Origin of the sequence: Methylosinus sp. KRF6, assembly GCF_018887255.1 — a bacterium.
Classification (GTDB): Bacteria; Pseudomonadota; Alphaproteobacteria; order Rhizobiales; family Beijerinckiaceae; genus Methylosinus; species Methylosinus sporium.
The window spans coordinates 1,143,110-1,165,781 of sequence record NZ_JAHLJF010000001.1 but is presented as its reverse complement, the minus strand read 5'-3'; the positions used below and the strand labels follow the sequence as shown (position 1 = coordinate 1,165,781).

Below are 22,672 nucleotides of genomic sequence, written 5' to 3'. Positions count from 1 at the left end.
GGAATTACGCATTTTTTTTAACAAGAACGCGTGATCCCGCCGCTTCCAAAATGGGACGCGTCGACGATCATTCGTACGGTATCGCAAGCGCCGTGCCTCCAAATCCTTCGATCGGAGGAGATCGGAGAAACGATCGCATCGGGCGCTTGCGGCATTATGATGCGGCGCTCGCCGCGAGATGGCGACGACGGCGCGAGAGGCGGCCGCTAGACTGCGCTTGTCGGGATTTGTCCGACGGGGGCCGAGGGCGGCGAAAGGCGTTCACCGATGCAGAAGATCTACAGCAGAGAAATCGTCGCCGCGCGCAAGGCGGCGCTCGTCGAAGCGATCGGCGCGCTGAGGGCGCGCGGCGTCGTCCCCAAGCTCGCGGCCGTCGTCTGCTCGGCCGATCCGGCGGCTCTGAGCTATGTCGCCGTCAAGCGCAAGCACGCTGAGGAAGTCGGCGCCGATTTCGAGGGCGTCGATCTCTCCCATGCCGGCTCTTACGGAGAAATCGCGATGCATATGCGCGCGCTCTGCGCGCGGCCCGATATTCACGGCGTCATTGTCGTCATGTCGTCCAAGCCCGAGGTCGACGAGATCGACGTGACCAATCTCGTCCCGGCGCATAAGGACGTCGACGGCCTCTCGGTCGGCAATCTCGGCGCGCTGCTGCAAAACGGACCGCATCAGCGCTTCATCGCGCCGGCGACGCCGCGCGCCTGCATCGCGCTGGCGGAGACGCAGGAGAGGCTCGCGGGCAAAACTGTCGTCGTCATCGGCCGCGGCCGCACGGTCGGCAAGCCGCTCGCCAATATGCTGGTCAACGCCGGCGCCACCGTCACGGTCTGCCATTCGGCGACGCAGGACATTCCGAAATTCTCGCGCGCGGCGGACATCGTCTTCGTCGCGACCGGCCGTCCGCATTTCTTCGGGCGCGACTATTTCTCCGAAGGCCAGCTCGTCGTCGACGCCGGCGTCGGCTTCATCGACGGCAAGCTCGCCGGCGATGTGGACGCTGCTGCGCTCGAGGGTTTCGACATTCGCCTCACGGCGGTTCCCGGCGGCGTCGGCCCGCTGACCTCCGTCCTCATTCTCGAAAACCTCTTGGCGCTGATCGCGCACGCCGAGGCGGCGCATCGACTGTGACCGATAAGCTCCGGGGCTGGAAGGCGCGCGCTCGCGAGCGTGGGCGGCGCCGGCCGGATCGGCTCTGGTCCGCAACTTGCGTGTCGCGGCGGGAAGCTTCTTGAAACGAGGGCGATCCCGATGGCGTTCACCTTTATCTGCAACACCAGCGCCGTGAGCGAAGGGGCCATGGGCTTGTTTCAGGCCGGCCGCAAGAGCGTCCTGCTGGTCTGGCCGGCCGGCGGCGAGCTGAAGGCCTTTCGCGGCCGCTGTCCACATGCCGACATGCCGCTCAATGAAGCCAGTTTCGACGGCAAGACCGTGCTCTGCAATTATCACAATTGGGGCTTCGACGGCGTCAATGGCAAATGCGTGACGCATCTCGTGCGCAACGCCCTGCATCCTTACGAGCTGAAGATCGAGGGCGACGAGATTCAGGTCGATCTCGGCCAGGCGAAGGCGGCGCGCGCTCCGGCGTGAGCTGTCGCCGGGCGCTTTGGCAGGGTTGTTGCTTCTAATTCTGAAACAGGAGCGACAGCCGTGCCCGAGACGCGAAGCATCACGACCGAGAAAGATTTCGAGCATCCGGTCGACGCAGTCTGGCGCGCCATGACGGATTCGGAATGGCTCGCCGTCTGGTTTTTCCCCAATGACATCCGGCCCGAGGTCGGACATTCCTTCACCATTTGGAGCCGCCCGATCGAGCGTTGGGACGGAGAGTTCCAATGCAAGGTGCTCGAGGTCGTCCCCGGCGAGAAGCTCAGCTTCCGCTGGAAGGGCGGCCATGAGGAGCTCAAGGGCTTCGGTCACTATATGGATGTGACCGTCACCTGGACGATCTCCGCCCTGCCGAATGGCGGCACGCATTTCCACTTCGTCCAGGAGGGGATCTCTACCGATCCGACCTCCGACGCGCTCTATGACATCATGCTCAAAGGCGCGGACAGCGTGATGCGCAGCCTCGCCAAGCGCATTCCCGACCTCCTCGAGCACGAGCCCTGACGCGCTGGCCCCGAACCTGGGGCCGGGCTCCCGCGTTCGTCGCATGGGATGGCGCAAAGGCGCGTCCGCGCTAAAAGCAGGGACGCGCCGCTCTCGGCGCGATCGACCGACGGGGGGCATATGGAGGAGATCGCCGCATCGATCGGCAATCACGTCGGGATATCCGCGCCGACCGCCCGTCTGGCGATCGGCCATATTTTCGCGTTTCTGGAGAAGCGTGACGCCGCCATCGGCGGCGAGCTGATCGCGCGCGTGTCCGGCGGCCGCGAGGCCGTGGTGGAGGCGCTCGCCGCCCCGCGTCGCGGCCTGCTCGGATTGGCGCTCGGCGGCCTTGGGACTCTGGTCGGGAAAAATCAAAAAGACGTGATCGAGCTGACCTCGCGGCTGACCAGCATGGGGCTTTCCGCCGCGCAGCTGCAAAAGCTCGCCAAAGCGGTCTTCGTGCTCGCCGAGCAGGCAGTCGGCCGCGCCGAGCTGCAGACGATCACCGATACGATTCCGGGCTTCTCGAAATTTCTCTGGCCGAACGGCTGAGGCCGCTCGCTTTGGCCGGGGTCGAGCCGGTCGCCGTCAAGATCGACCTCCATTTGTTCCGCCGTCACGCGTTCCGCCCTTCGCGCAGGCGCCGCCGCCCGCAGTCCGGCCTCGCGGACCGCCCGCGCGGAAATCCAGTCCTGCTCGGGTCTCAATGGCTAATTTTGATTCACCGTGAGAGCTTCGCCGGCGCCCCTACGAGCCGAGGCTTCCGGCCTTATATGGCTGCCTATCGCAGACATGACGCTGGAGCGGCGACGCGATGACGCCAGTAGACGCCTCGGAGCGCGTCGACCTATCGATCTGCGATCGGGAGCCGATCCATGCGCCGGGCGCGATCCAGCCGCATGGCGTGCTGCTGGCTCTCGATCCGAACGATATGCGTATCGCCCAGGTCGCCGGGGACACGCAGGCGCTGCTCGGCGCGCCGCATAGCGCGCTGATCGGCCAGAACGTCGAGGCGCGGCTCGGCGCCGTGGCGGCGACGCGATTGACGCGGCTCGCCGCCGACGCCGCCGGGCCGCGTTCCTGTCTCGCCTTCGAGACCGAGGCCGGCGATGGCGCGCTCGCGCTCGAGGGCGTCGTCCATCTCGGCGATGGCGTCATTCTCGTCGAGCTGGAGCCGCGGCGCGACGGCGTCGAGAGCGATCCGCTCGGACTCGTGCAGAAAATGCTCGCCGCGACGGCGGCGGCCGAGACGTTGGAGACCTACGCCGAGGCGGTGGCGCGGGAAACGGCGCTCGCCACCGGCTTCGACCATGTCATGGTCTATCGCTTTTTTCCGGACCGCTCGGGGAGCGTGATCGCCGAGGCGGCGGCCGAGGGCTGCCCATCCTATCTCGGCCTGCGCTTTCCGGCCTCGGACATTCCGCAGCAGGCGCGCAGGCTCTATCTCACCAATTGGCTGCGCCTCATTCCCGACGTCCGCTACACGCCGGCGCCGATCGAGCCGGCGCTCTCGCCCGCGACCGGGCGGCCGCTCGATCTCAGCCATAGCGTGCTCCGCAGCGTTTCGCCGGTGCATTTGCGCTATCTCGCCAATATGGGGGTTCGCGCTTCCATGTCCTTGTCGATCGTCGTCGGCGGCGAGCTGTTCGGCCTCGTGGCCTGTCACCATCGCACGCCGCATTTCATCGATCTGCGCCGGCGCGCGGCCTGCGAATTATTCGCGCAGATGATCTCGCTCGAGTTCCAGAGCCGCATCGAGGCCGAGACGGCGAAGCGGCGTATGCGCGCCGGCGAGGTCCAGAGCCGGCTGGTCGGCGCGCTGTCGGGTCGCGCCGATCTCGCCGGCGCTCTGCTCGAGGGTAAGCCCGATCTGCTCGATCTGATCGAGGCCGACGGCTGCGCGGTCGTCGTCGAGGGTGAGTGCGCGACGCTCGGCCGCACGCCGTCGACGCAGGAGATCGGCGCGCTGCTGAGCTGGATTCACGCGCAGTCGAAACAGGGCCTCTTCGTCAGCGATCGTCTGCCTTTGTCCTATGCGCCGGCCGAGGCCTTTTGCGACGTCGCCTCCGGCGTGCTCGCCATCGCCATCTCGCGCACGCCGAAGGATTATGTGCTGTTTTTTCGCGGCGAGCTGCGGCAGCTGGTCCGCTGGGCCGGAAATCCGGCCGAGGCGGTCGCGATGGATGGCGAGACGCTGACGCCGCGCGCCTCTTTCGAAGCCTGGGACGAGACCGCGCGCCTGCAATCGTCGGCCTGGAGCGACACGGAGATCGAAATCGCGCGATCGCTGCGCTCGGCGATCCTCGAAGTCTTCGTCCATGCGCTCGACCTCGCCGTGCGCGAGCGGCAGGCGGCGCAGGCGCATCAGCATTTTCTGATGGCCGAGCTCGAGCATCGCGCCAAGAACATATTGTCGGTGATCCAATCGCTGGTGCGCTTCACCGCGCGCTCCGCCGCTTCGCTCGAGGAATTCAACGCGACGCTGCAGAGCCGGCTCTCGACAATGGCGCGCGTGCAGACGCTGTTGACGCAGAGCCGATGGGAGGGACTGTCGCTGCGCGCCATCGTCGAGGACGAGCTCGCGCCTTTTCGCCAGGGGAGGGAGAGCGCCTGCCGCATCGACGGCGAGCCCGTGGCCTTGAAGCCGAAGGCGGCGCTCGCCGTCAGCATGGCGATTCACGAGCTCACGACGAACGCCGCCAAATATGGCGCGCTGTCGACGCCGGGCGGCCGCGTGCGCGTCGAATGGCGCCGCCGCCGCGAAAAGGGCGAGAAGCGGCTGACGCTGACCTGGAAGGAGAGCGGCGGCCCGCCGACGGCGCCGCCGAAGCGATCGGGTTTCGGGCGTATGCTGATCGAGCGCACGATGGCGATCGATCTCGGCGGCGAGGCGGAGCTGCGCTTTCCGGCGACGGGAGTAGAATGCCGCATCCGCATTCCCGTGTCGCAGATCGCTTTCGCCAAAGGCCCGCAGGAGAGCGAGAGGCGGCCGCGTTCCGCCGCCGCGGTCGAGCCGGCGGCGCTCGCGCATCGCCGTGTGCTGCTGGTCGAGGATGCTGCGCTCGTCGCGCTGTCGGTCCGCGAGCTGCTCGAGGAATGGGGAATGGAGATCGCGCAGAGCTGCGCGACTGTCTGGGATGGGCTGCGCGCGGCGCTGCGGCATGATTGCGACGTCGCTCTGCTCGACATAGACCTCGACGGCGAGCCCGTATGGCCGGTCGCCGACGCGCTCGCGGAGGCGCATGTCCCCTTCGTCTTCACCACGGGATTTGCGAACCGCGCCGTGACCCCTTCGCGATTTGCGGGCCGTCCCGTCGTGACCAAGCCTTATGCGGCGGAGGAGCTCGTCGGCGCGCTGTCGCGCGTCATGTCGCAACCACCGGTGCCACGGCCATGACGCGCATCGACGCGTTGCGAGCGGACGAGCGCCTCTCGCCGACGCGCACGGCGCTACGCCGCGCGACCTGCGCCGCGCATCTGCGGCTGCATGGTCATCCTTCCTTGGCGGCGCTGGCCGCCGGCGCGATCACGCAGGAGCAATATCGGCGCTTGCTGGCGCGTCTCTACGGATTTCACCTGCCCTTGGAGCAAGCGTTGATCGCGGCCGCGCGCCGGCATGGCGTTGATCGGCTCATTCGCGCGCGCACGCATCTGCTGGCGCGCGATCTCGTCGATCTCGGCGCAGATGAGGAGACGATCGCCGCTCTGCCCATGGCGAGGCGGCTCGAGCCGCGCGGCCATGGCGAATGGCTCGGCGCGCTCTATGTGCGCGAGGGCTCGACGCTGGGTGCCGCGCGACTCGCCGCGGCGCTCGATCCGCTGCTCGGCGCCGGCGTTCTGCGCGGGCGGCGCTTTCTCTCGAGCGGCGACGAGACGGTTTGGCGCGAATGCTGCGCGGCTCTGGAGGACGGCGCCGCGCGCGGCCTGCTGCCGGAGATGACCGAAGGCGCGCGCGCGACATTCGAGGCGATCGAGCTTTGGCTCGCCGATCAGAATTCGACGCTGAGCTTGCCGATCACCGTGCGCGGCGCGGCGGGGAAACAGATTCCCGAGATCGACAACTGCTAGACATAGTCGTTGTTGATCTGGCCGATGCAGCGTTGGTCGAAGAGATTGGCGACGGTGAGGCTCGCGTCCCCTTATCAATCCGTGGAAGAGTTCAGATTTATATTTCACTGCTATGTCGAGCAGCCCCGTGGCGCCGTCGCCGCGGCCGCCACGATATGGATGATGGGCGTCAGAGTGATACCGCCGATGCGCCAATCGAGGCCGGCGGCGGCGATCCAATACGGCGCCTCGGGCATTTGCCGGCCGGTCACGCGCAGCTGACATCAGCGTCACGGCGCTCGCGCTCGGCGGCGCCGGCAGATCGCTGACGAAGACACGAGTTTCATAGCCGATGGGGGGCGAAGACGCCGACCGTCTCGGCCGGCGCATAATGGGCGAGGAGAGCTGCGCGTCATGGCTCTCGCTCTCGTCGTATTCTGACCATAGGACGCGCCTATGATCGGATCATTGCGAGACGCGCATATCCGCGGAAAGCAATTCTGTGATAATGGGAGCTGGCGTGAGTGCGGGCCGTAGCCATATCCCATGAGGGCATAGCGCGGCGCGGGTGGAGCCGTGGGCACGGGAGGCGCGGCATCCTCGGTCCCATGCGACTTCGATTCGGCTACGGAATTTCCTGGGTCATTTAGCCGACGTCATCGAATTGACGTGACGATCTATCGTGCCGGCAAAGTCCGGAACCCACAGGGCTACGTGCGGCAGCGCGGCCAATGGCGCGTCCACGGGGAAATTTGCGCCAGGGGTCACGCGTCCGAGACGAATTTCTGCGTAACAGACCAGCAACCGATGGGACGGTTCGTTCGGGTCGAGATTATATGCTGTCCAAGCGAACTCGGCCCCTTGGATCTCTTCGCCGACACTAAAGCAGAGCTCAGCCATCTGTCGATTGGCCCCGGCATGCCCAGGAGATTCGCGAACCGCTATGAATTGCTCGCGATAGGCCTCTTCGAAGCGTCCCGCATGTTTGAGAAGATCCGCTAACCGAAATCGCTCGTGAACCGACGCTATTCCACCGTCCACCATCGACTGTAGCGCCTCGATTGTTCCGTCGCGATCGCCGGTTCGTCCTCCGAATAATACGAGCAGCCGCAGGAATTCCGGGTGACGATCGTAGCCGACAGTTTCAGCTAATCGACGCAACCCAGGAATTGTCGCATCGCTCGCCCGTTCCAAATACGCCCCGTAGAAAACGATATGGCTGGCCGCTTCGCTGATTGTTCTCGCGATTGTCTCGATGACCTCGAGCCCCTCTTTCTCTTGCAGTCTCGCGAGGGCTCTCCCGAGGAGCCTCTCACTCTGCACGGGGCGTGGGCCAGTCAAGAAATAGTCGGCCAGTCGCTGCGGGTCCTCGATGACGGTCCAATCGGCGATACGCGCGCATGCGTGAGCAAAAGCGCTCACGGTGGCCCCTTGGATATTGATATCCGACGAATGACGCAGCCATATCGACAGGAGCGCGCAGAGGCCACTCGCTACATGCTCGTCGAGTTTTTCGTAGGTCTTCGCCAGAACGAAAAAATAAGCGTCGAGATGGTCGAGATCGCTGTCTGCGATCTCACCCTCGATGATGAGGCTGCGTCGCGCGCTTTCCGCGTCATCGCCAGCAATGGCCAAATTGGCGGCGAGGGTTCTCGCTGTGATCTCATGCTGGACCGACCAGTCGTCGGTCCCCCGCATTTTTTCGAGCAACGCGGCCAATTCCGTCGCTGTCACCATCTGATCATTGGCATATAGCCCGAGATGTGGATAGCGCTCGATATCGATATCGGCGTCGCTGAGGTGTTTGGCGAGATTTACGTGAATATGCGTCCACTCGCTCTGGGATGAAATAGCAGCTCCAAATAGTGACGAGTATCGATCTATCGCACGCGATGTTCCTGCGGCAAAGCTATCGCCGATGAATGTCTTTTGTTCATTAAATGAGCAAATAAATATTTTATTGTCAGAGCATGTCGACGTTATCAGATCTGTGTCGATTTTAAATACGAATAGATCTGGCCGAGTTCTTATAACACAATCGAACTTTCCGTCCTGGCGCTCGATTTTTCGCTTTATCTCGTTCGCGCGCCAAATCTTATATAACATGCGGACCGAGTTCTTATCGTCACGTTCCGTGTCGAAATCCAGGGAAAGCAAATCGGGCGCTTCGAGATCGATAATTGCGTCTGGAAATATTTTGTGAATGCGAGTCGCGATGCGATCGGGGTTTTCCGACGCCATTTGCTCCGTCAAAAAGTCGCGCACTGTCGGCAAACGACGCCAAAATTTATCCGCGCCAAACCAGCCGATCGGGAGTGTTTCGATAGCGGGAGCCTCGAAAAGCCTCACCAGCTGATGGATGTTGAGCGGACCGTCCACTTTCGCGCCGATCCGATCCCATACCGAGAAGATGAATGTCGCGTCGAGCCCGGCCGTTGCGTTCCTCAAGCTCACCAGCGCCTCATCGCTTGTGCGCAACTGCCCCGAAACGCAAATGCAAACACGCATTTATGACCCTTTAATCTGCGGAGTCCGAAATTGATCACCCGCCTTATAGGACGCGTACGGGGAGACCGCAACATTGCCGCCCGCCAACGCCTTTATACAACGGGACCAATCATCTAGCGCGCCACGACGGCGACGATGCGCGCCGGGCCGCCGGTGCCGCCGGCGATCTTCATCGGCAGAGCGAAGACCACCGCGCCGGTCGCCGGCAATTTGTCGAGATTGTCGAGATTCTCGAGCCCGGCGGCGTCGGCGCCGGCGACGATGCGATGCACCAGAAAATCCTGCGACGGGCCATTGTCGACGCTCGCCGTGTCTATGCCGATGAGCTTGGCGCGGCGATCGACGACGAGCAGCGCCGCCGCCTGCGCGCCATAGCCGGGGAAATGCAGATGCGTTGCGTCGCCGGGCGTATCATCGCCGAGATAGGATTTGCGGTCGCTCCAGCGCGCGCTCCAGCCGGTGCGCAGCAGCACGATCGCGCTTGGCGGAATGCGCCCATGCGCCGCCTCCCATTCGGCTATGTCTTCCGGCGTCAGCGTGTAATCGGGATCGGCGGCGGCCTTGGCGCTCACATCGATGACGAAGGCCGGCCCGACGAAGCGATCGACGGGAATTTCGGCGCTGGTCCAATGGCCTCGAGCGAAATGCAATGGCGCGTCGAGATGCGTGCCGCCATGCTCGGGCGAGCAAAAGCTGTTCGCGGCATAGAAATAGCCGCGCTCGGTGAGGCCATTGTGCAGCGATTTGAGCTCGAAGCCCGAGGGCGAGGTCGGCCAATAAATGGTTTTGGAGTCGAAGGGATGGGTGAGATCGACGATGGTCGATTTGGAGAGATCGAGGCTCTGGCCGAAGGCCGGCGCCGCGATCATGGATGAGAGAAAAGCGGCCAGGACCAAGCCGCGGATCGGGTGATGCGCCATCGATCGATCTCCTCGCAAAGAGAAGCGATCCTGCCACGCCCGAAAGCTCCGTCTCAATCGTGTGGAGGCCGGAGCGATCCCGTCAGGGCTCCAGGCTGCGCCAGCGGAACAGCAGGCCGGCGGTCAGTCCGCCGAGCAGCGGCGCCGCGAAGAACAGCCACAGCTGCTCCAGCGCCTTGCCGCCGACGAACACCGCCGGGCCGAGCGAGCGCGCCGGATTGACGGAGGTGCCGGTCACGCGAATGAGCGCGATATGGATGACGACGAGGGCGAGGCCGATGGCCACGCCCGCCGAGGCGGAGCCGCCATTGGTCGAGGTCGCGCCGAGGATGACGACCAGAAACAGGAATGTGCCGACGAATTCCGCCAAAAAGGCCGAGGTCGTCGAAATATTGCTCCAGCCATTCTGACCGAGGCCGGCGACGGCGACGTCATATCCGCCTTCGCGGCCTTTCAATATCGCATAGAGGATCGCCGCGCCGACGATGGCGCCGAGACATTGCGCGATGATGTAGCCGATCAGATTGAGCGTCGAGAGCCGCCCCGCGGACCAGACGCCGATCGAGACCGCCGGATTGATGTGGCAGCCCGAGACCGGCCCTATGCCATAAGCGAAGGCCGTCACGGTGAGGCCGAAGGCGAAGGCGATGGGCAGCACGGCGAGCGGGCCGATCCCTTGCGTCGAGCTCAGCACGCCGCCGAGCTCGCCGAGCGTCACCGAGCCGCATCCGAGCAGCACCAGCGCGCCTGCGCCGATCGCCTCGGCGACATATTTCTTGATTGTCATTTCCGCACCTGTCGTTTCGTGAAAATCGAATCCGCATCTTGCAAAAGTCGGATCACCGTCGAAAATCCGCATCGCCGATGAACCCGCAATGAATGATCGCACGGCGCTCGATGGGAGGAAACAGAATGTCGGGCTCTTCGTCCGCTCTGACGCATTCGCTCGATGTTTCGGCGTCGGCGCAGGGGCCGCTTTCGGGCGCGCGCTTCGTCGTCAAGGAGAACATAGACGTCGAGGGCCTCGTCTCCGCCAATGGCCAGCCGACATGGGCGGCGACTCATGCGCCCGCCGCCATCAATGCGCCCGTCGTCGATCGGCTGCTCGCTTGCGGCGCGCGGCTGGTCGGCAAGGCGCATATGGACGAGATGGCCTATAGCCTGCTGGGCGCCAACGCCCATTATGGAACGCCAAAAAATCCCGCTGCGCCGGATCGCCATCCGGGCGGCTCCTCCTCCGGCTCGGCGGCGGCTGTCGCGGCGGGCCTCGCCGATTTCGCGCTGGGCACGGATACGGCCGGCTCCTGCCGCGCGCCGGCGGCCTTTTGCGGAATTTACGGATTTCGCTCCTCGCATGGCGCGATTTGCGTGAATGGCGTCGTTCCGCTCGCCGCCTCGCTCGACGTCATCGGCTGGTTCGCGCGCGATATCGATCTCATGGCGCGGGTCGGCGACGCGCTGCTGCCGCGCGATCTCACGCAAGGCGCATTCGACGAGGCCGTCTTCCTCGGCGAGACTTTCGCGCAATGCGACGCCGAGACCGCCGCGGCCATGGCGCCGGCGCGCGCCATCGTCGCGCAAGGATTTTCCGAGCGAGACGCGGCGCTGGGCGAGGAATTCTGGACCGAGTCGCTGCGTCATTTCCGCAATCTCCAGGCCTATGAGGCCTGGGGCGCGCATGGCGCCTGGATCGCGGCGGAACATCCGCAATTCGGTCCCGGCATCGCCGAGCGCTTCGACATGGCGTCGAGAGTGACGCCCGCCGCCAAAGCCGAGGCCGACGCTTTTCGGCGCGATGCGCGCGCGCGTGTCGCGGCCATGTTCGGCGAGAACAGCCTCATCATCGTTCCGACGACGCCTTTCGTCTCGCCGCGGCTGGGCGAGAGCGAGGAAGCGCTCGACGCCAAGCGCTATCAGATGTTCCGCACGTTTCTTTTCGCCAGCTTCTTCGGCCTGCCGCAGATCAGCGTTCCGCTTTCGCGGCCCGCGGGCGCGCCGCCGCTTGCGATTTCATTGATCGGCCCACGCTGGTCGGACCGTCGGCTGATCGCCGTGGCGCGGGGGCTTTCGGGGCTGTAGCCTTTTCCGCCAGCACATTGTCGACGCCCCAGCGGAACAAGAGCGCCAGCACCGGCTCCAGCGAGCGGCCGCGCTCGGTGAGGCTGTATTCCACGCGCGGCGGCACTTCCGCATAGACGTGGCGCGAGATCATGCGATCGCGCTCGAGATCGCGCAATTGCTGGGTGAGCGTGCGCTGCGTGATCGTTTTCAGCAGCCGCTGCAATTCGGAAAAGCGCTTGGTTCCATCGGCGAGACGAAAGAGGATCGACGGCTTCCATTTGCCGCCGATGATATCCATCGCGCCCTCGATCGGGCATTCGTCATATTCTACGTGCCGCTGCTTGCGCATGGGATGGTGCTCCTAACCCTTGCCGAGTGAGGCGTTTCCACCTCCCCCTCGAGGGGGGAGGTCGAGCGCGAATGCGCTCGGGAGGGGGTGACGCCCCGAGTCTTCGCCGTTGGACCCCACCCCGTCCGGCTATCGCCGGCCGACCCTCCCCCTGAAGGGGAGGGTGGATGCGCCCTCCATTCGAGGTTGGTATCATTTATTGCCGTATCGACAAAGTTCGTCGGTATCGGCGATATTTCTGCGTACTTCACCAATGCGCGGCGCTTCGCTAGCTTGCTTTCGTCTTCGACGAATGAGGAGAGCGACACGCTATGACCAACGCTATTTCTCCCGAGCTCTATTGGACCGTGCTGACCGCCGGCCTCGCCTCGGTCTTGTGGATTCCCTATATTCTGCAGCGCATATTGGAGCTGGGGCCGATCACGACATTCAGCGATCCGCTGCGCGATGTCGCCACCAAGGCGCCATGGGCGCAGCGCGCCAAAAACGCTCACACGAATATGATCGAAAATCTCGTCGTCTTCGCCGTGCTCGCATTGACGATTCAGATCGTCGGCGGCGGCACCTCGGCGACGGCGCTCGCTGCGCTCTTGTTCTTCGCCTCGCGCGCGGCGCATTATGTCGTCTACACGCTGGGCCTGCCATGGGTGCGCACGCCGATGTTCCTCATCGGCTTCTTCTGTCAGCTCACGCTGCTCTTCGCTATTCTGGCGCATGGGTGATCTCGTGTCCTTCATGTCTTCGTGGCGCATCACGCCACGAAGACGAGGCTTCAATCCGATCCATGCTCCACCGACAGCAGCTTCAAGATGCGCTTCGACAGCGAGTCCCGCACGGCGCGATAAGACTCCATGATCGTCTCGCGCGAGCCGCTGGTCGCGGTGGCGTCGAGCGTCGGCCAATAGACGACGTCGACCGCCATTGTGCGCGTGAACTCCAGCGCCTTGTGATGCGATTCCGGCGACAGAGTCACTATGAGATCGAAGTTGGAATCTTCCAAATCCTCGAAAGTGTGCGGCTTGTGGCGGGATATATCGACGCCGAGCTCGTCCATCGCGGCGATGGCGAAAGGGTCGCTCTCGCCGCGCTTCAGGCCGGCGGAGGCGAAATAGATCTCGCGGCCGAAATAATGACGCCCCAGCGCTTCCGCCATGGGCGAGCGCACGGCGTTCTGCGTGCAGGCGAACAGCACGGCGCTCGGCCGTGATACGGGTCCGCCTCCGTCCGGCATGGGCTCAGCCCTTCCAATGCAGGGCCGTGACCAGCGTGAAGAGGCGGCGCGCAGTGTCCGAGTCGCAGTCGATCTTGCCCTTCAGCCGTTCGGCGAGCAGGGCCGCGCCTTCATTGTGCAGCCCGCGCCGGCCCATGTCGATCGCCTCGATCCGGCTCGGCGTCGCGGTGCGGATCGCGGCGTAATAGGTCTCGCAAACGAGAAAATAGTCTTTCAGCAGGCGCTTGAAGGGCGTCAGCGATAAAATATGCGTGACGATCGTGGCGCCGGCCTCGTCGCGGACGTCGAAGACGAGCTTGGCGTCATGCAGGGCGATGACGAGGGCGTAAGGCCCGCCGTCATGCCCTTCCAGCGCGAAGCTGTTGTCCTCGATGAGATCATAGATGGCGATGGCGCGCTCATGCTCCTGATCCGCCGTGCCACGCCCGATGGATGCCTCATCGAGCGTGACGGAGATCAGCCGCTTGGTCGCGCTTGTCGACACCTCACGCCCCGCGCTGATCGAGGCGCACGGCCACAGAGCGCGCATGCGCCTGCAGCCGCTCGGCGTCGCCCAGAGCGACGGCGGCGGGGCCGATCTCCTTCAGCGAGGCGGCGTCGCATTTCAAGATCGACGTGCGCTTCACGAAATCCAGCACGCTGAGGCCGGAGGAGAAGCGCGCCGAGCGGGCCGTCGGCAGAACGTGATTGGAGCCGCCGACATAATCGCCGATCGCCTCCGGCGTATAGGCGCCGATGAAGATCGCGCCGGCGTTGCGCACCTTGGCGGCCAGCTCCTCGGCGTCTTCCGAGACGATCTCTAAATGCTCGGCGGCGATGCGGTCGGCGAGCGGAATGGAGTCGGAGAGGTTCTTGGTCACGATGATCGCGCCATAGTCGCGCCAGCTCTTGGAGGCGATCTCGAAGCGCGAGAGCGTCGCCAGCTGGCGCTCGACGGCGGCGGCGGCCGCGTCGGCGAAGGAAGGATCGTCGGTGATGAGGATCGACTGCGCCGATTCGTCGTGCTCCGCCTGGGCGAGCAGATCGATCGCCACCCAATCGGGATTGGCGGTCTTATCGGCGAGCACGAGAATTTCCGAGGGGCCGGCGATCATGTCTATGCCGACGAGGCCGAAGACGCGGCGCTTGGCGGCGGCCACCCAGGCGTTGCCGGGGCCGACGATCTTGGCCACGGGGCGAATGGACTTGGTGCCATAGGCCAGCGCCGCGACGGCCTGCGCGCCGCCGACGCGATAGACCTCGTCGACGCCGGCGCGCTTGGCGGCGGCCAGCACCAGCGGGTCGATCACCCCATGCGGGGCGGGGACCACCATCACCAGACGATCGACGCCGGCCACCTTGGCCGGCACGGCGTTCATCAGCACGGAGGAGGGGTAGGAGGCGGTGCCGCCCGGCACATAGAGGCCGACCGATTCGAGCGCGCTCCAGCGCCAGCCGAGCTCGACGCCGGCCTCGTCCTTATAGCGCAGGTCCTGCGGCCGCTGGCGCTCGTGGAAGGCTTTGATGCGGGCGTGGGCGAGATCGAGGGCGGCCAGCGTCTCCTTCGGAACCTTGGCCTCGGCCGCGTCGATCTCGGCTTTCGTCAGCGCGATGCCGGTTTCGGCGAGGTCGATATGGTCGAAGCGCTTAGAATAATCGATCAGCGCCGCGTCGCCGCGGGCGGCCACATCCTCGATAATGCCGCGGACGGTGTCGTCGACGTCCTGGGCGGCCTCGCGCTTCGTCGCCAGCAGCGCGGTGAAGCGCTCCTCGAAATCCGCCGCCGACGCATCCAATCGCCAAGTCATGTTCTTCTCCAACCGGTATTTCCGGTTGTCATGACCTTCCCTCGCCGTCTTCGTCAAGCTCATGTGACGGACAGGCTTTCGCGGCCCAGCGCGGACCGAGGTCCTGGAGGCGGGCCTCGACGCACTCCACGTCCAAGGAAATCGCCGCTCCGCCGGCGAAAATCAGCGTCACCACGCCCCCGGGGGGCTCGACGGCGGGCTCGAAAGTGACGGCCAGCAGCTCCAAAATCGCCTCGGGCCGGTCGCGGGCGATTTTGAGCTGACGGACCCGCCGCACCCCGTCGAAATGCACGCCGGAATGGCAGCGCTCGCGTTTGCCCTGCTCGGCGGCGGCCCAATCATAGCGGCAGCCGAGAAAGGCGAAGCGACGCTGCTCGGGCAGAAAGGCGATATCGCCGACGCGGACCAGCGCGTCCTGAAGCAGGGCGGAGAGGCAGGAGAGGTCCTCGGCGTCCATTGCCTGGAGCCTCAGACCATCGTGCTGTGGCGATGACGAGCGCTTGAACATGGAGCGGGCCTCCTGTTCGAGCATATGGCGAGCGCCGTTTCGCTGTGCAACCGCGCCGCTGAGGCGACGGCGCACGCCGAGTGGAAGTTTGCCACGTGGTTTCAAAAGAGTGAGCCCTGGTCGCCGCCGCCCTTGTCTTTTCCGCGCTTCGGCCGTGCGGTAGGGGCCGGAGCGGGCGACGCGCCGCCGGATTCCGCCTGCGCGGCGATATGGCCGTCAGAAAATTGCACATCCAGCCTCTGGCCCGGCGCGACATCGGCCGCCTGCCGCAGCAAGGCGCCCGTCTCGTCGCGCACAAGGGCGAAGCCGCGCGCGAGCACCTGCTCATAGCCGAGCGTCTTGCGTAGCTGATCGAGCCGCACGAGCCGCGCCTGCCGCTCGTCCAATATGCGGACGAAGGCCGAGCGCAGCCGCTGCTCGGCATGGTCGAGGCGCCTTTGTGCGCCCTCGGCCTCCCGGCGGGAGAGGGCGAGCCGGGCGGCGAGGCCCTGCCGCAGGCGGGCATGCAGGCCCTTCAGCCGCTCGGAGGCGCGCGCCAGCTCCGCCTGCGGCGAGTGGCGGGTCAGCACATGGGAGACGCGCGAGAGCGCGAGCCGCCTGCCGTCCAGCGCGCGTCGCAAATTGCCGCGCAGCCGCTCGCCGGCGCGATCGGCGCGCTGGGCGGGCGCGAGCAGCAATTGCGTCCCAGCCGGCAGCACGCGCTGCAGCGAGGCGAGCTGCCGCCGATTGGCGTCGAGAAGCCGCCGCTCCGCCCCGGCGAGGCGGCGGGCGAGCGTCGCCGTATGCTCCACCAGCTCGGCGCGCACCGGCACGCATTTTTCTGCGGCGCCTGTGGGAGTGGGCGCGCGCAGATCGGCGACGAAATCGATGAGCGTGGTGTCGGTCTCATGGCCGATGGCAGAGACCAGCGGAATGGCGCTCGCCGCCGCCGCGCGCACCACGATCTCCTCATTGAAGCTGAACAAATCCTCGAGCGAGCCGCCGCCGCGCGCGACGATCAGCACATCCGGCCGCGGAATCGGGCCGCTGGGGGGCAGAGCGTTGAAGCCGTCGATCGCCGCGGCCACTTCCGCGGCGCAGGTCTCCCCCTGCACGCGAACCGGCCACACCAGCACGCGGCGCGGGAAACGATCCAGCAGCCGATGCAGAATATCGCGAATCACCGCGCCGGTCGGCGAGGTGACGACGCCCACGACGAGGGGCAGGAAGGGCAGGAGCTTTTTGCGCTCGGCGTCGAACAGTCCCTCGGCGGCGAGGCGCTTGCGCCGCTCGTCGAGCAGCGCCATCAGCGCGCCGGCGCCGGCCGGCTCCAGAGTTTCGATGACGATCTGATAGGAGGATTTGCCCGGAAACGTGCTGATCTTGCCGGTGGCGACGACTTCCAGCCCCTCCTGCGGCTTCACGCGCAGGCGCAGGAAGGTCATTTTCCAGATCACGGCGTCGAGACGGGCGTTCTGGTCCTTGAGGCTGAAATAGACATGGCCCGAGGAATGCGGCCCCCGATAATTGGTGATCTCACCGCGCACGCGCACATGGCCGAAGCGATCCTCCACCGTGCGTTTGAGCGCATTGGCGAGCTCGGAGACGGACAGCTCCGGCACATTCGGCCCGGCGGCGATCGGCAGGGCGGGATCGTCGCCCTCGGGGGCTGGGGATTTGGCGGGACGCTTGGCCATGGACGAGATATGGCCGATTTTGCGCCGTCTCGCGAGGGGGACCGGGCGCTCGTCCAGAGGATTGCGACGGCGCACGCGCAAAACAAAAGGCGCGAGGCTCTCGCGAGCCGCGCGCCCTGAGGTTTCGGAAGAAGAGGCCGAAAGTCAGTATTTGCGGACCAGCGGGCCGGGAGGCGCCATCAGCATCGGCGCCGGCGCCATCAGCGCGTAGCGGAAGCCGAGGCGAATGTCGTGCGAGGCGAGCTGGAAGGTCTGGCGCTCGCCCGCGCAGCCGGCGGCGAGGCAGCCGATCACATTCGTCTGGAACTTGCCCATGTCGAGATAGCGATAGCCGAGCTCGACCTTGAAATTGGGCGTGATATTATAGGCGAGGCCCGCCATCACGGCCCAGGCGAAATTGGTCTTGGTGGCGTCCTGGGCGATGCCGAAGCCGCCGGCCGGCTGCGCCGAGAGATCATAGAGATTGTTCAGCCAATTGACCGCGACGCCGACGCCGCCGCCGACGAAGGGCGTGATCCCGTACCAGGTGCCGAGATCGACATAGCCATTGGCCAGGAAGACTGCGGCGCTGTGCTGCGCGCTGTAGATGTCGTAGCAGCGCGCGCCGCAGGCGAGGCCGAAGATGTTGGCGTAGCTCTGCGTGGCGCGATAGTTGGAGGCGGTGCGATATTCGCCCGTCACGTCGACGCGGAACCAATTGTTGATCTGATAGCCGACGCCGCCGCCCGCGAAAGCGCTGTCGCCGATCGAATATTGATCGAACTGCGGCGCCGGCACCAGGACGGTGGGGCTGAAGGTCGAGCGAAGCTCGGAAATCTGATTGACGCCGACGCCCACATCGCCGCGCAGATACCAGCCGCCGAAATCGGCGGGCGGCGGCGGCTCGAGCGGCGGAGGCGGCGGCAGAAGAAGATCGGCGGCGAATGCGCTGAAACTCATGGTCATGGCGGAAGCGAATGCGGCCGCTATGAAGAGGGCTCTCGTCTTGCCCATAAATGTCTTCCCTTCACGATAGAGGACCGCGGCGCGGACCCTTGGCTGGCGCCAATGTGAAGGAAGATTGAGGGAGAACGCTTAAAGTGGAGTTAACCTTACTGGCGATGTACGTAGTCGAGCGGCAGTAGCGAGTAGCAAATCGGCTGCTCGCTACTCCCAAAACCCTATTCGCTATTCGCTCTTCACGCCGCCTCGGCCCGGGTCAGCGCGTCGCAAATATCGTCCACGACGCTGACGACGATCTCGGGGTCGTCGCCTTCGCCCATCACGCGAATGACAGGCTCCGTGCCGGAGGGGCGGATGACGAGGCGCCCGGAGCCTTCCAGGCGCCGCCGTCCCGCCTCGATGGCGGCGATGACGCGCTCCTGCTCCAGCGCCTTCGCGCCGCGCGCGCGCACATTCTTCAGCACTTGCGGCAGCGGCTCGAAGCAGCGGCATACCTCGCTCACGCGGCGGCCGAGTTTCTTCACCGCGGCTAGCGCCTGCATGGCGGTCACGAGCCCGTCGCCGGTCGTGCTGTAATCGGAGAGGATCACATGGCCCGATTGCTCGCCGCCGAGATTGTAGCCGAGCTCGCGCATCCGCTCGATGACATAGCGGTCGCCGACGGCGGTGCGCTCGAGCGTCAATCCGAGCCCTTGCAAATGGCGCTCGAAGCCGAGATTGGACATGATGGTCGCGACGACGCCGGGCTTGGCGAGCAGGCCGTCGTCGCGCCAGCTGCGGGCGACGACGGCCATCAGCTGATCGCCGTCGATGACATGGCCGAGCTCGTCCACCATGATGACGCGGTCGGCGTCGCCGTCGAGCGCTATGCCCACATCGGCGCGCATCTCGCGCACCTTGTCGCGCAGCGCCTGTGGGGCGGTCGAGCCGACGTCGCGATTGATGTTGAAGCCGTCCGGCTGGTCGCCGATGGTGATGACCTCGGCGCCGAGCTCCCAGAGAGCTTCCGGCGCGACCTTATAGGCGGCGCCATTGGCGCAATCGAGCACGACGCGCAATCCCTCGAAGCTCATGTTCCGCGGCAGCGTGCGCTTGGCGTATTCGATATAGCGGGCGCGCACATCCTCGACGCGCTTGGCGCGGCCGAATTGCTGCGGGCCGGCGAGCCGGCTGGTCAGATCGCGGTCGATGAGCTTCTCGATCTCGGCTTCCGTCTCGTCGGTGAGCTTGAAGGCGTCCGGGCCGAACAGCTTGATGCCATTGTCCTCGAAGAGATTGTGCGAGGCGGAGATCATCACGCCGAGATCGGCGCGCATGGAGCGCGTCAGCATTGCCACGGCCGGCGTCGGCATCGGGCCGAGCAGCAGAACGTCCATGCCGACCGAGGTGAAGCCGGCGACCAGCGCATATTCGATCATATAGCCGGAGAGCCGCGTGTCCTTGCCGATGACGACGCGATGGCGTCTCTCGCTCTCGCGGTTGAACACGAGGCCGGCGGCCTGGCCGACCTTGAGCGCGAGCTCGGGCGTGATCTTCTGATTGGCGCGTCCGCGGATGCCGTCCGTGCCGAAATAGCTGCGCGTCATTGCTTGTCGTTCTCCGAGAAACGGCGGGGGCGGCGACGCCGGAAAGGCGCGAGCGCCGCCGCCGCGGCGCCAATCGACCTCGAGATTATGGGCGTTTTCGGACGAAATCCGTCCCTACGCGCATCATCGGAAAAGGATATGAAGAAATATCGCTTCTCATATTGGCCGCTTCCATCGCCTTTCTCGCCCTGTGGTCTGTGCGTATGGCCCGGTTTCGCCCTTTCGGCGGCGGGGCTATGCTCGCGCCACGCTAACATGATCCGGGGGGCTCGATGAAGGTCGTCATCTATCACAATCCCGCCTGCGGCACGTCTCGCAAGGTGCTCGCGCGGCTGAAGGAGGCCGGGCTCGAGCCCGAGATCGTGCAATATCTGAAGACGCCGCCGGACCGAAAGACGCTGAAGGCGCTGCTGAAGCAGATGGGGAAAAGCGTGCGCGACATTCTCCGCGAGCGCGGTACGCCTTACGCGGAGCTCGGCCTCGGCGATGCTTCGGTGACGGACGAGGCGATCTTCGACGCGATCGAGAAGCATCCGGTCTTGATCGAGCGGCCGATCGTCGTCATCGGCGACAAGGCCGCTCTGTGCCGCCCGCCGGAGGCCGTCGAGGCGCTGCTCGCGTGAGCGGGGTCGGCGCGGCGACGCTGCTCGCCTATATCGGCGCCGCCTTCGCGGAAATCGGCGGCTGCTTCGCCTTCTGGGCTTTCGCGCGGCTCGGCAAATCGGCGTTCTGGCTCGCGCCCGTCGCGCTCTCGCTTTTCGCTTTCGCCGCTTTGCTCACCCGCGTGGAGACGGAGGCCGCCGGCCGCGCCTTTGCAGCCTATGGCGGCGTCTATATCGCCGCCTCGCTCGTCTGGCTCTGGGCCGTGGAAGGCGTGCGGCCGGATCGCTGGGATGCGATAGGCGCGACGATCTGCCTCATCGGCGCCGTGCTCATTCTTCTCGGCCCGCTCCGGCTGAGCGCAAAAAAAAGCCCGGCGGTTCGCGCCGGGCTTTTGTTTGAAATCGGGTCCGTCCGATCAGACCGGATGCGGCTCCAGCCCGCCGGCGTCCGGCTCGGGCGAGGGGCGCGTGCGGCCGGCCGTCGGCACGGGCGAGGGGCGCGCCGGCGGGGCCGCGGGCGGCACATCTTCGCGCACTGGGCGCCTGCCCTGCAGCAGGCCGATCATCTCGTCGCCGGTCAGCGTCTCGAACTCCAGAAGGCCATTGGCCAGCACGTCGAGATCGCCGCGCTTCTCGGTCAGAATGCGCCGCGCGTCCTCATAGCCTTCCTGCACCAGGCGCCGCACTTCCGCGTCGATCGTCTGCTGCGTCGCCTCCGAGAGGGTCTGCGTGCGGCCGATCGAATAGCCGAGGAACTGCTCCTGCTGCGGATCGGCATAGGCCACCGTGCCGAGCTTGTCCGAGAAACCGAGCTGCGTCACCATCGCGCGGGCGATGCGCGTGCATTGCTGAATGTCGCTCGCCGCGCCCGAGGTCACCTTGTCGCGGCCGAACACCAGCTCTTCCGCCACGCGTCCGCCCATCGCCAGCGCCAGCATGGCCTTCAATTGCTCGAAGCTCTGCGAGATCTGGTCGCGCTCCGGCAGGCCCTGCACCATGCCCAGCGCGCGGCCGCGCGGGATGATCGTCGCCTTGTGGATCGGGATGGAGCCCGGCATGTTGAGCTGCACCAGCGCATGTCCGCCCTCGTGGAAAGCGGTGAGGCGCTTCTCCTCCTCCGTCATCACCAGAGTGCGGCGCTCGGCGCCCATCATGATCTTGTCGCGCGAGTCCTCGAACTCTTGGCGCGTGACGATGCGCTTGCTGCGACGGGCCGCCAGCAGCGCCGCTTCATTGACGAGGTTCATCAGATCGGCGCCCGAGAAGCCGGGCGTGCCGCGCGCGACGACCTTCAGATCCACATCCGGCGCCAGCGGCACTTTGCGGGCGTGAACCTTGAGGATCTTCTCGCGGCCGATGAAGTCGGGGTTCGGCACATTGATCTGGCGATCGAAGCGGCCGGGACGCATCAGCGCGGGATCGAGCACGTCGGGACGGTTGGTGGCGGCGATGAGGATGATGCCCTCATTGGCTTCGAAACCGTCCATCTCGACGAGCAACTGGTTCAGCGTCTGCTCGCGCTCGTCATTGCCGCCGCCGAGCCCGGCGCCGCGGTGACGACCCACAGCGTCGATCTCGTCGACGAAGATGATGCAGGGCGCGTTTTTCTTGGCCTGCTCGAACATGTCGCGCACGCGGCTCGCGCCGACGCCGACGAACATTTCGACGAAGTCGGAGCCCGAGATGGTGAAGAAGGGGACGTTGGCCTCGCCGGCGATGGCGCGGGCGAGAAGCGTCTTGCCGGTGCCGGGCGGGCCGACGAGCAGCACGCCGCGCGGAATGCGGCCGCCGAGACGCTGGAACTTCTGCGGATCGCGCAGGAATTCGACGATCTCCTGGAGGTCTTCCTTGGCCTCGTCGACGCCGGCGACATCCTCGAAAGTGACGCGGCCTTGCGTTTCCGTCAGCAGCTTGGCCTTGGACTTGCCGAAGCCGAGCGCGCGGCCGCCGGCGCCCTGCATCTGGCGCGACAGGAAAATCCACACGCCGAGGAAGGCGATGAGCGGCAGGCCGTTGATGAGCAGAGTCATCAGCCAGCTGTTGCCGTCGGCCGGCGGACGCGCGCTGATGGCGACATTCTTCGCGGTCAGGCGCTGCACCAGCGAGGGATCATTGGGCGCATAGGTCGAGAACGGCCGATTGTCGGAGAAATGTCCGCTGATCTCATTGCCGGCGATGGTCACGTCATGGACGCGCCCCTGGTCGATCTGCGTGAGCAATTCGCTGAAGCTGATATCGCGGATCGGAGTCCGCTGACCCGGCTGCTGGAACAGCATGACGAGCGCCACGACGAGCAGCCCGATGATCGCCCAAAGAGCGATGTTCCTGAAGTTTGCGTTCATGTCGAACCTTGCGAATGACGAT

General features: G+C 65.5%; 22 protein-coding genes and 1 pseudogene. 10 read left to right on the top strand and 13 right to left on the bottom strand.

Annotation, left to right across the window (positions count from 1 at the left end):
• Positions 1 to 267 precede the first annotated feature (267 nt).
• From KP010_RS05635 to KP010_RS05610, 6 genes are all read left to right on the top strand, one after another.
• On the top strand, positions 268 to 1,128 hold the full coding sequence (locus KP010_RS05635; protein WP_142863940.1) for a bifunctional 5,10-methylenetetrahydrofolate dehydrogenase/5,10-methenyltetrahydrofolate cyclohydrolase: 861 nt from the start codon (positions 268 to 270) through the stop codon (positions 1,126 to 1,128).
• 120 nt (positions 1,129 to 1,248) lie between these two features.
• Complete coding sequence (locus tag KP010_RS05630; protein WP_142863941.1) at positions 1,249 to 1,587, top strand: Rieske 2Fe-2S domain-containing protein; 339 nt, start codon at positions 1,249 to 1,251, stop codon at positions 1,585 to 1,587.
• 60 nt (positions 1,588 to 1,647) lie between these two features.
• Positions 1,648 to 2,109 carry an SRPBCC domain-containing protein gene (locus tag KP010_RS05625; protein WP_142863942.1) on the top strand — a complete coding sequence of 154 codons (462 nt, stop codon included), beginning with the start codon at positions 1,648 to 1,650 and terminating at the stop codon, positions 2,107 to 2,109.
• A gap of 120 nt (positions 2,110 to 2,229) precedes the next feature.
• On the top strand, positions 2,230 to 2,643 hold the full coding sequence (locus tag KP010_RS05620) for a DUF2267 domain-containing protein (RefSeq protein ID WP_142863943.1): 414 nt from the start codon (positions 2,230 to 2,232) through the stop codon (positions 2,641 to 2,643).
• 262 nt (positions 2,644 to 2,905) lie between these two features.
• Positions 2,906 to 5,488, top strand: a complete 2,583-nt coding sequence (locus KP010_RS05615) for an HWE histidine kinase domain-containing protein (RefSeq protein ID WP_142863944.1) — start codon at positions 2,906 to 2,908, stop codon at positions 5,486 to 5,488.
• Positions 5,485 to 6,159: a biliverdin-producing heme oxygenase gene (locus KP010_RS05610; RefSeq protein WP_142863945.1), complete on the top strand. Its 675-nt coding sequence runs from the start codon at positions 5,485 to 5,487 to the stop codon at positions 6,157 to 6,159. Before KP010_RS05615 ends, KP010_RS05610 begins: the two co-directional genes overlap by 4 nt.
• 110 nt (positions 6,160 to 6,269) lie before the next feature.
• Here KP010_RS05610 and KP010_RS23035 read toward each other — a convergent pair whose 3' ends face one another.
• The 4 genes from KP010_RS23035 to KP010_RS05595 form a co-directional block, all read right to left on the bottom strand.
• Entirely contained in the window at positions 6,270 to 6,395 is a 126-nt protein-coding gene (locus KP010_RS23035; protein ID WP_256448884.1) for a hypothetical protein, read from the bottom strand.
• A gap of 385 nt (positions 6,396 to 6,780) precedes the next feature.
• A complete protein-coding gene (locus tag KP010_RS05605) occupies positions 6,781 to 8,646 on the bottom strand; it encodes a M48 family metallopeptidase (protein ID WP_142863946.1) in 1,866 nt (621 codons plus the stop codon).
• A 113-nt stretch (positions 8,647 to 8,759) separates the two neighbouring features.
• On the bottom strand, positions 8,760 to 9,566 hold the full coding sequence (locus KP010_RS05600) for a cyclase family protein (protein ID WP_216280518.1): 807 nt from the start codon (positions 9,564 to 9,566) through the stop codon (positions 8,760 to 8,762).
• An 82-nt stretch (positions 9,567 to 9,648) separates the two neighbouring features.
• A complete protein-coding gene (locus KP010_RS05595) occupies positions 9,649 to 10,347 on the bottom strand; it encodes an aquaporin (protein WP_142863956.1) in 699 nt (232 codons plus the stop codon).
• Positions 10,348 to 10,478: 131 nt separating this feature from the next.
• On the opposite strand from KP010_RS05595, the gene KP010_RS05590 reads away from it, so the two are divergent.
• Positions 10,479 to 11,645, top strand: coding sequence for an amidase (locus KP010_RS05590; RefSeq protein ID WP_246659949.1), 1,167 nt, complete (start codon positions 10,479 to 10,481; stop codon positions 11,643 to 11,645).
• Here KP010_RS05590 and KP010_RS05585 read toward each other — a convergent pair.
• Entirely contained in the window at positions 11,530 to 11,976 is a 447-nt protein-coding gene (locus tag KP010_RS05585; protein WP_142863949.1) for a helix-turn-helix domain-containing protein, read from the bottom strand. The two genes, KP010_RS05590 and KP010_RS05585, sit on opposite strands and share 116 nt — an antisense overlap.
• A gap of 311 nt (positions 11,977 to 12,287) precedes the next feature.
• Here KP010_RS05585 and KP010_RS05580 point away from each other — a divergent pair, with 311 nt between their 5' ends.
• On the top strand, positions 12,288 to 12,698 hold the full coding sequence (locus KP010_RS05580; protein ID WP_142863950.1) for an MAPEG family protein: 411 nt from the start codon (positions 12,288 to 12,290) through the stop codon (positions 12,696 to 12,698).
• Between the two features lie 50 nt (positions 12,699 to 12,748).
• On the opposite strand, the gene KP010_RS05575 is transcribed toward KP010_RS05580, so the two are convergent.
• From KP010_RS05575 to glmM, 7 genes are all read right to left on the bottom strand, one after another.
• The gene (locus KP010_RS05575; protein WP_142863951.1) at positions 12,749 to 13,207 is read right to left on the bottom strand and encodes a low molecular weight phosphatase family protein; all 459 of its coding nucleotides are present in this window, start codon (positions 13,205 to 13,207) and stop codon (positions 12,749 to 12,751) included.
• A gap of 4 nt (positions 13,208 to 13,211) precedes the next feature.
• A complete protein-coding gene (locus KP010_RS05570) occupies positions 13,212 to 13,736 on the bottom strand; it encodes a UPF0262 family protein (protein ID WP_253203546.1) in 525 nt (174 codons plus the stop codon).
• Positions 13,693 to 14,994 carry a histidinol dehydrogenase gene (hisD, locus tag KP010_RS05565; RefSeq protein WP_142863952.1) on the bottom strand — a complete coding sequence of 434 codons (1,302 nt, stop codon included), beginning with the start codon at positions 14,992 to 14,994 and terminating at the stop codon, positions 13,693 to 13,695. Before hisD ends, KP010_RS05570 begins: the two co-directional genes overlap by 44 nt.
• 28 nt (positions 14,995 to 15,022) lie before the next feature.
• On the bottom strand, positions 15,023 to 15,526 hold the full coding sequence (locus KP010_RS05560) for a DUF2948 family protein (RefSeq protein WP_244620608.1): 504 nt from the start codon (positions 15,524 to 15,526) through the stop codon (positions 15,023 to 15,025).
• Positions 15,527 to 15,603: 77 nt separating this feature from the next.
• Positions 15,604 to 17,178 (bottom strand): exodeoxyribonuclease VII large subunit, encoded by a 1,575-nt coding sequence (gene xseA, locus KP010_RS05555; RefSeq protein ID WP_216280517.1) that lies wholly within the window; start codon positions 17,176 to 17,178, stop codon positions 15,604 to 15,606.
• A gap of 144 nt (positions 17,179 to 17,322) precedes the next feature.
• Positions 17,323 to 18,171, bottom strand: coding sequence for an outer membrane protein (locus tag KP010_RS05550; RefSeq protein ID WP_142863954.1), 849 nt, complete (start codon positions 18,169 to 18,171; stop codon positions 17,323 to 17,325).
• 185 nt (positions 18,172 to 18,356) lie between these two features.
• Entirely contained in the window at positions 18,357 to 19,706 is a 1,350-nt protein-coding gene (gene glmM, locus KP010_RS05545) for a phosphoglucosamine mutase (protein WP_108917271.1), read from the bottom strand.
• 272 nt (positions 19,707 to 19,978) lie between these two features.
• Here glmM and arsC point away from each other — a divergent pair, with 272 nt between their 5' ends.
• Together arsC and KP010_RS05535 are read left to right on the top strand one after the other, a co-directional pair.
• On the top strand, positions 19,979 to 20,329 hold the full coding sequence (gene arsC, locus KP010_RS05540) for an arsenate reductase (glutaredoxin) (protein ID WP_108917272.1): 351 nt from the start codon (positions 19,979 to 19,981) through the stop codon (positions 20,327 to 20,329).
• Positions 20,326 to 20,655, top strand: a pseudogene (locus tag KP010_RS05535) (YnfA family protein); the annotation flags it as partial. The gene arsC and the pseudogene KP010_RS05535, both read left to right, overlap by 4 nt.
• Before the next feature lie 69 nt (positions 20,656 to 20,724).
• Here KP010_RS05535 and ftsH read toward each other — a convergent pair.
• Positions 20,725 to 22,650, bottom strand: coding sequence for an ATP-dependent zinc metalloprotease FtsH (gene ftsH / locus KP010_RS05530; protein ID WP_216280516.1), 1,926 nt, complete (start codon positions 22,648 to 22,650; stop codon positions 20,725 to 20,727).
• Between the last annotated feature and the right edge of the window lie 22 nt (positions 22,651 to 22,672).

Coding starts and splice junctions, on each gene's coding strand:
- KP010_RS05635 (WP_142863940.1), top strand. CDS start 268: ATGCAGAAGATCTACAGCAGAGAAATCGTCGCCGCGCGCAAGGCGGCG.
- KP010_RS05630 (WP_142863941.1), top strand. CDS start 1,249: ATGGCGTTCACCTTTATCTGCAACACCAGCGCCGTGAGCGAAGGGGCC.
- KP010_RS05620 (WP_142863943.1), top strand. CDS start 2,230: ATGGAGGAGATCGCCGCATCGATCGGCAATCACGTCGGGATATCCGCG.
- KP010_RS05615 (WP_142863944.1), top strand. CDS start 2,906: ATGACGCCAGTAGACGCCTCGGAGCGCGTCGACCTATCGATCTGCGAT.
- KP010_RS05610 (WP_142863945.1), top strand. CDS start 5,485: ATGACGCGCATCGACGCGTTGCGAGCGGACGAGCGCCTCTCGCCGACG.
- KP010_RS23035 (WP_256448884.1), bottom strand. CDS start 6,395: ATGCCCGAGGCGCCGTATTGGATCGCCGCCGCCGGCCTCGATTGGCGC.
- KP010_RS05605 (WP_142863946.1), bottom strand. CDS start 8,646: ATGCGTGTTTGCATTTGCGTTTCGGGGCAGTTGCGCACAAGCGATGAG.
- KP010_RS05600 (WP_216280518.1), bottom strand. CDS start 9,566: ATGGCGCATCACCCGATCCGCGGCTTGGTCCTGGCCGCTTTTCTCTCA.
- KP010_RS05590 (WP_246659949.1), top strand. CDS start 10,479: ATGTCGGGCTCTTCGTCCGCTCTGACGCATTCGCTCGATGTTTCGGCG.
- KP010_RS05585 (WP_142863949.1), bottom strand. CDS start 11,976: ATGCGCAAGCAGCGGCACGTAGAATATGACGAATGCCCGATCGAGGGC.
- KP010_RS05580 (WP_142863950.1), top strand. CDS start 12,288: ATGACCAACGCTATTTCTCCCGAGCTCTATTGGACCGTGCTGACCGCC.
- KP010_RS05575 (WP_142863951.1), bottom strand. CDS start 13,207: ATGCCGGACGGAGGCGGACCCGTATCACGGCCGAGCGCCGTGCTGTTC.
- KP010_RS05570 (WP_253203546.1), bottom strand. CDS start 13,736: ATGCGCGCTCTGTGGCCGTGCGCCTCGATCAGCGCGGGGCGTGAGGTG.
- hisD (WP_142863952.1), bottom strand. CDS start 14,994: ATGACTTGGCGATTGGATGCGTCGGCGGCGGATTTCGAGGAGCGCTTC.
- KP010_RS05560 (WP_244620608.1), bottom strand. CDS start 15,526: ATGCTCGAACAGGAGGCCCGCTCCATGTTCAAGCGCTCGTCATCGCCA.
- xseA (WP_216280517.1), bottom strand. CDS start 17,178: ATGGCCAAGCGTCCCGCCAAATCCCCAGCCCCCGAGGGCGACGATCCC.
- KP010_RS05550 (WP_142863954.1), bottom strand. CDS start 18,171: ATGGGCAAGACGAGAGCCCTCTTCATAGCGGCCGCATTCGCTTCCGCC.
- glmM (WP_108917271.1), bottom strand. CDS start 19,706: ATGACGCGCAGCTATTTCGGCACGGACGGCATCCGCGGACGCGCCAAT.
- arsC (WP_108917272.1), top strand. CDS start 19,979: ATGAAGGTCGTCATCTATCACAATCCCGCCTGCGGCACGTCTCGCAAG.
- ftsH (WP_216280516.1), bottom strand. CDS start 22,650: ATGAACGCAAACTTCAGGAACATCGCTCTTTGGGCGATCATCGGGCTG.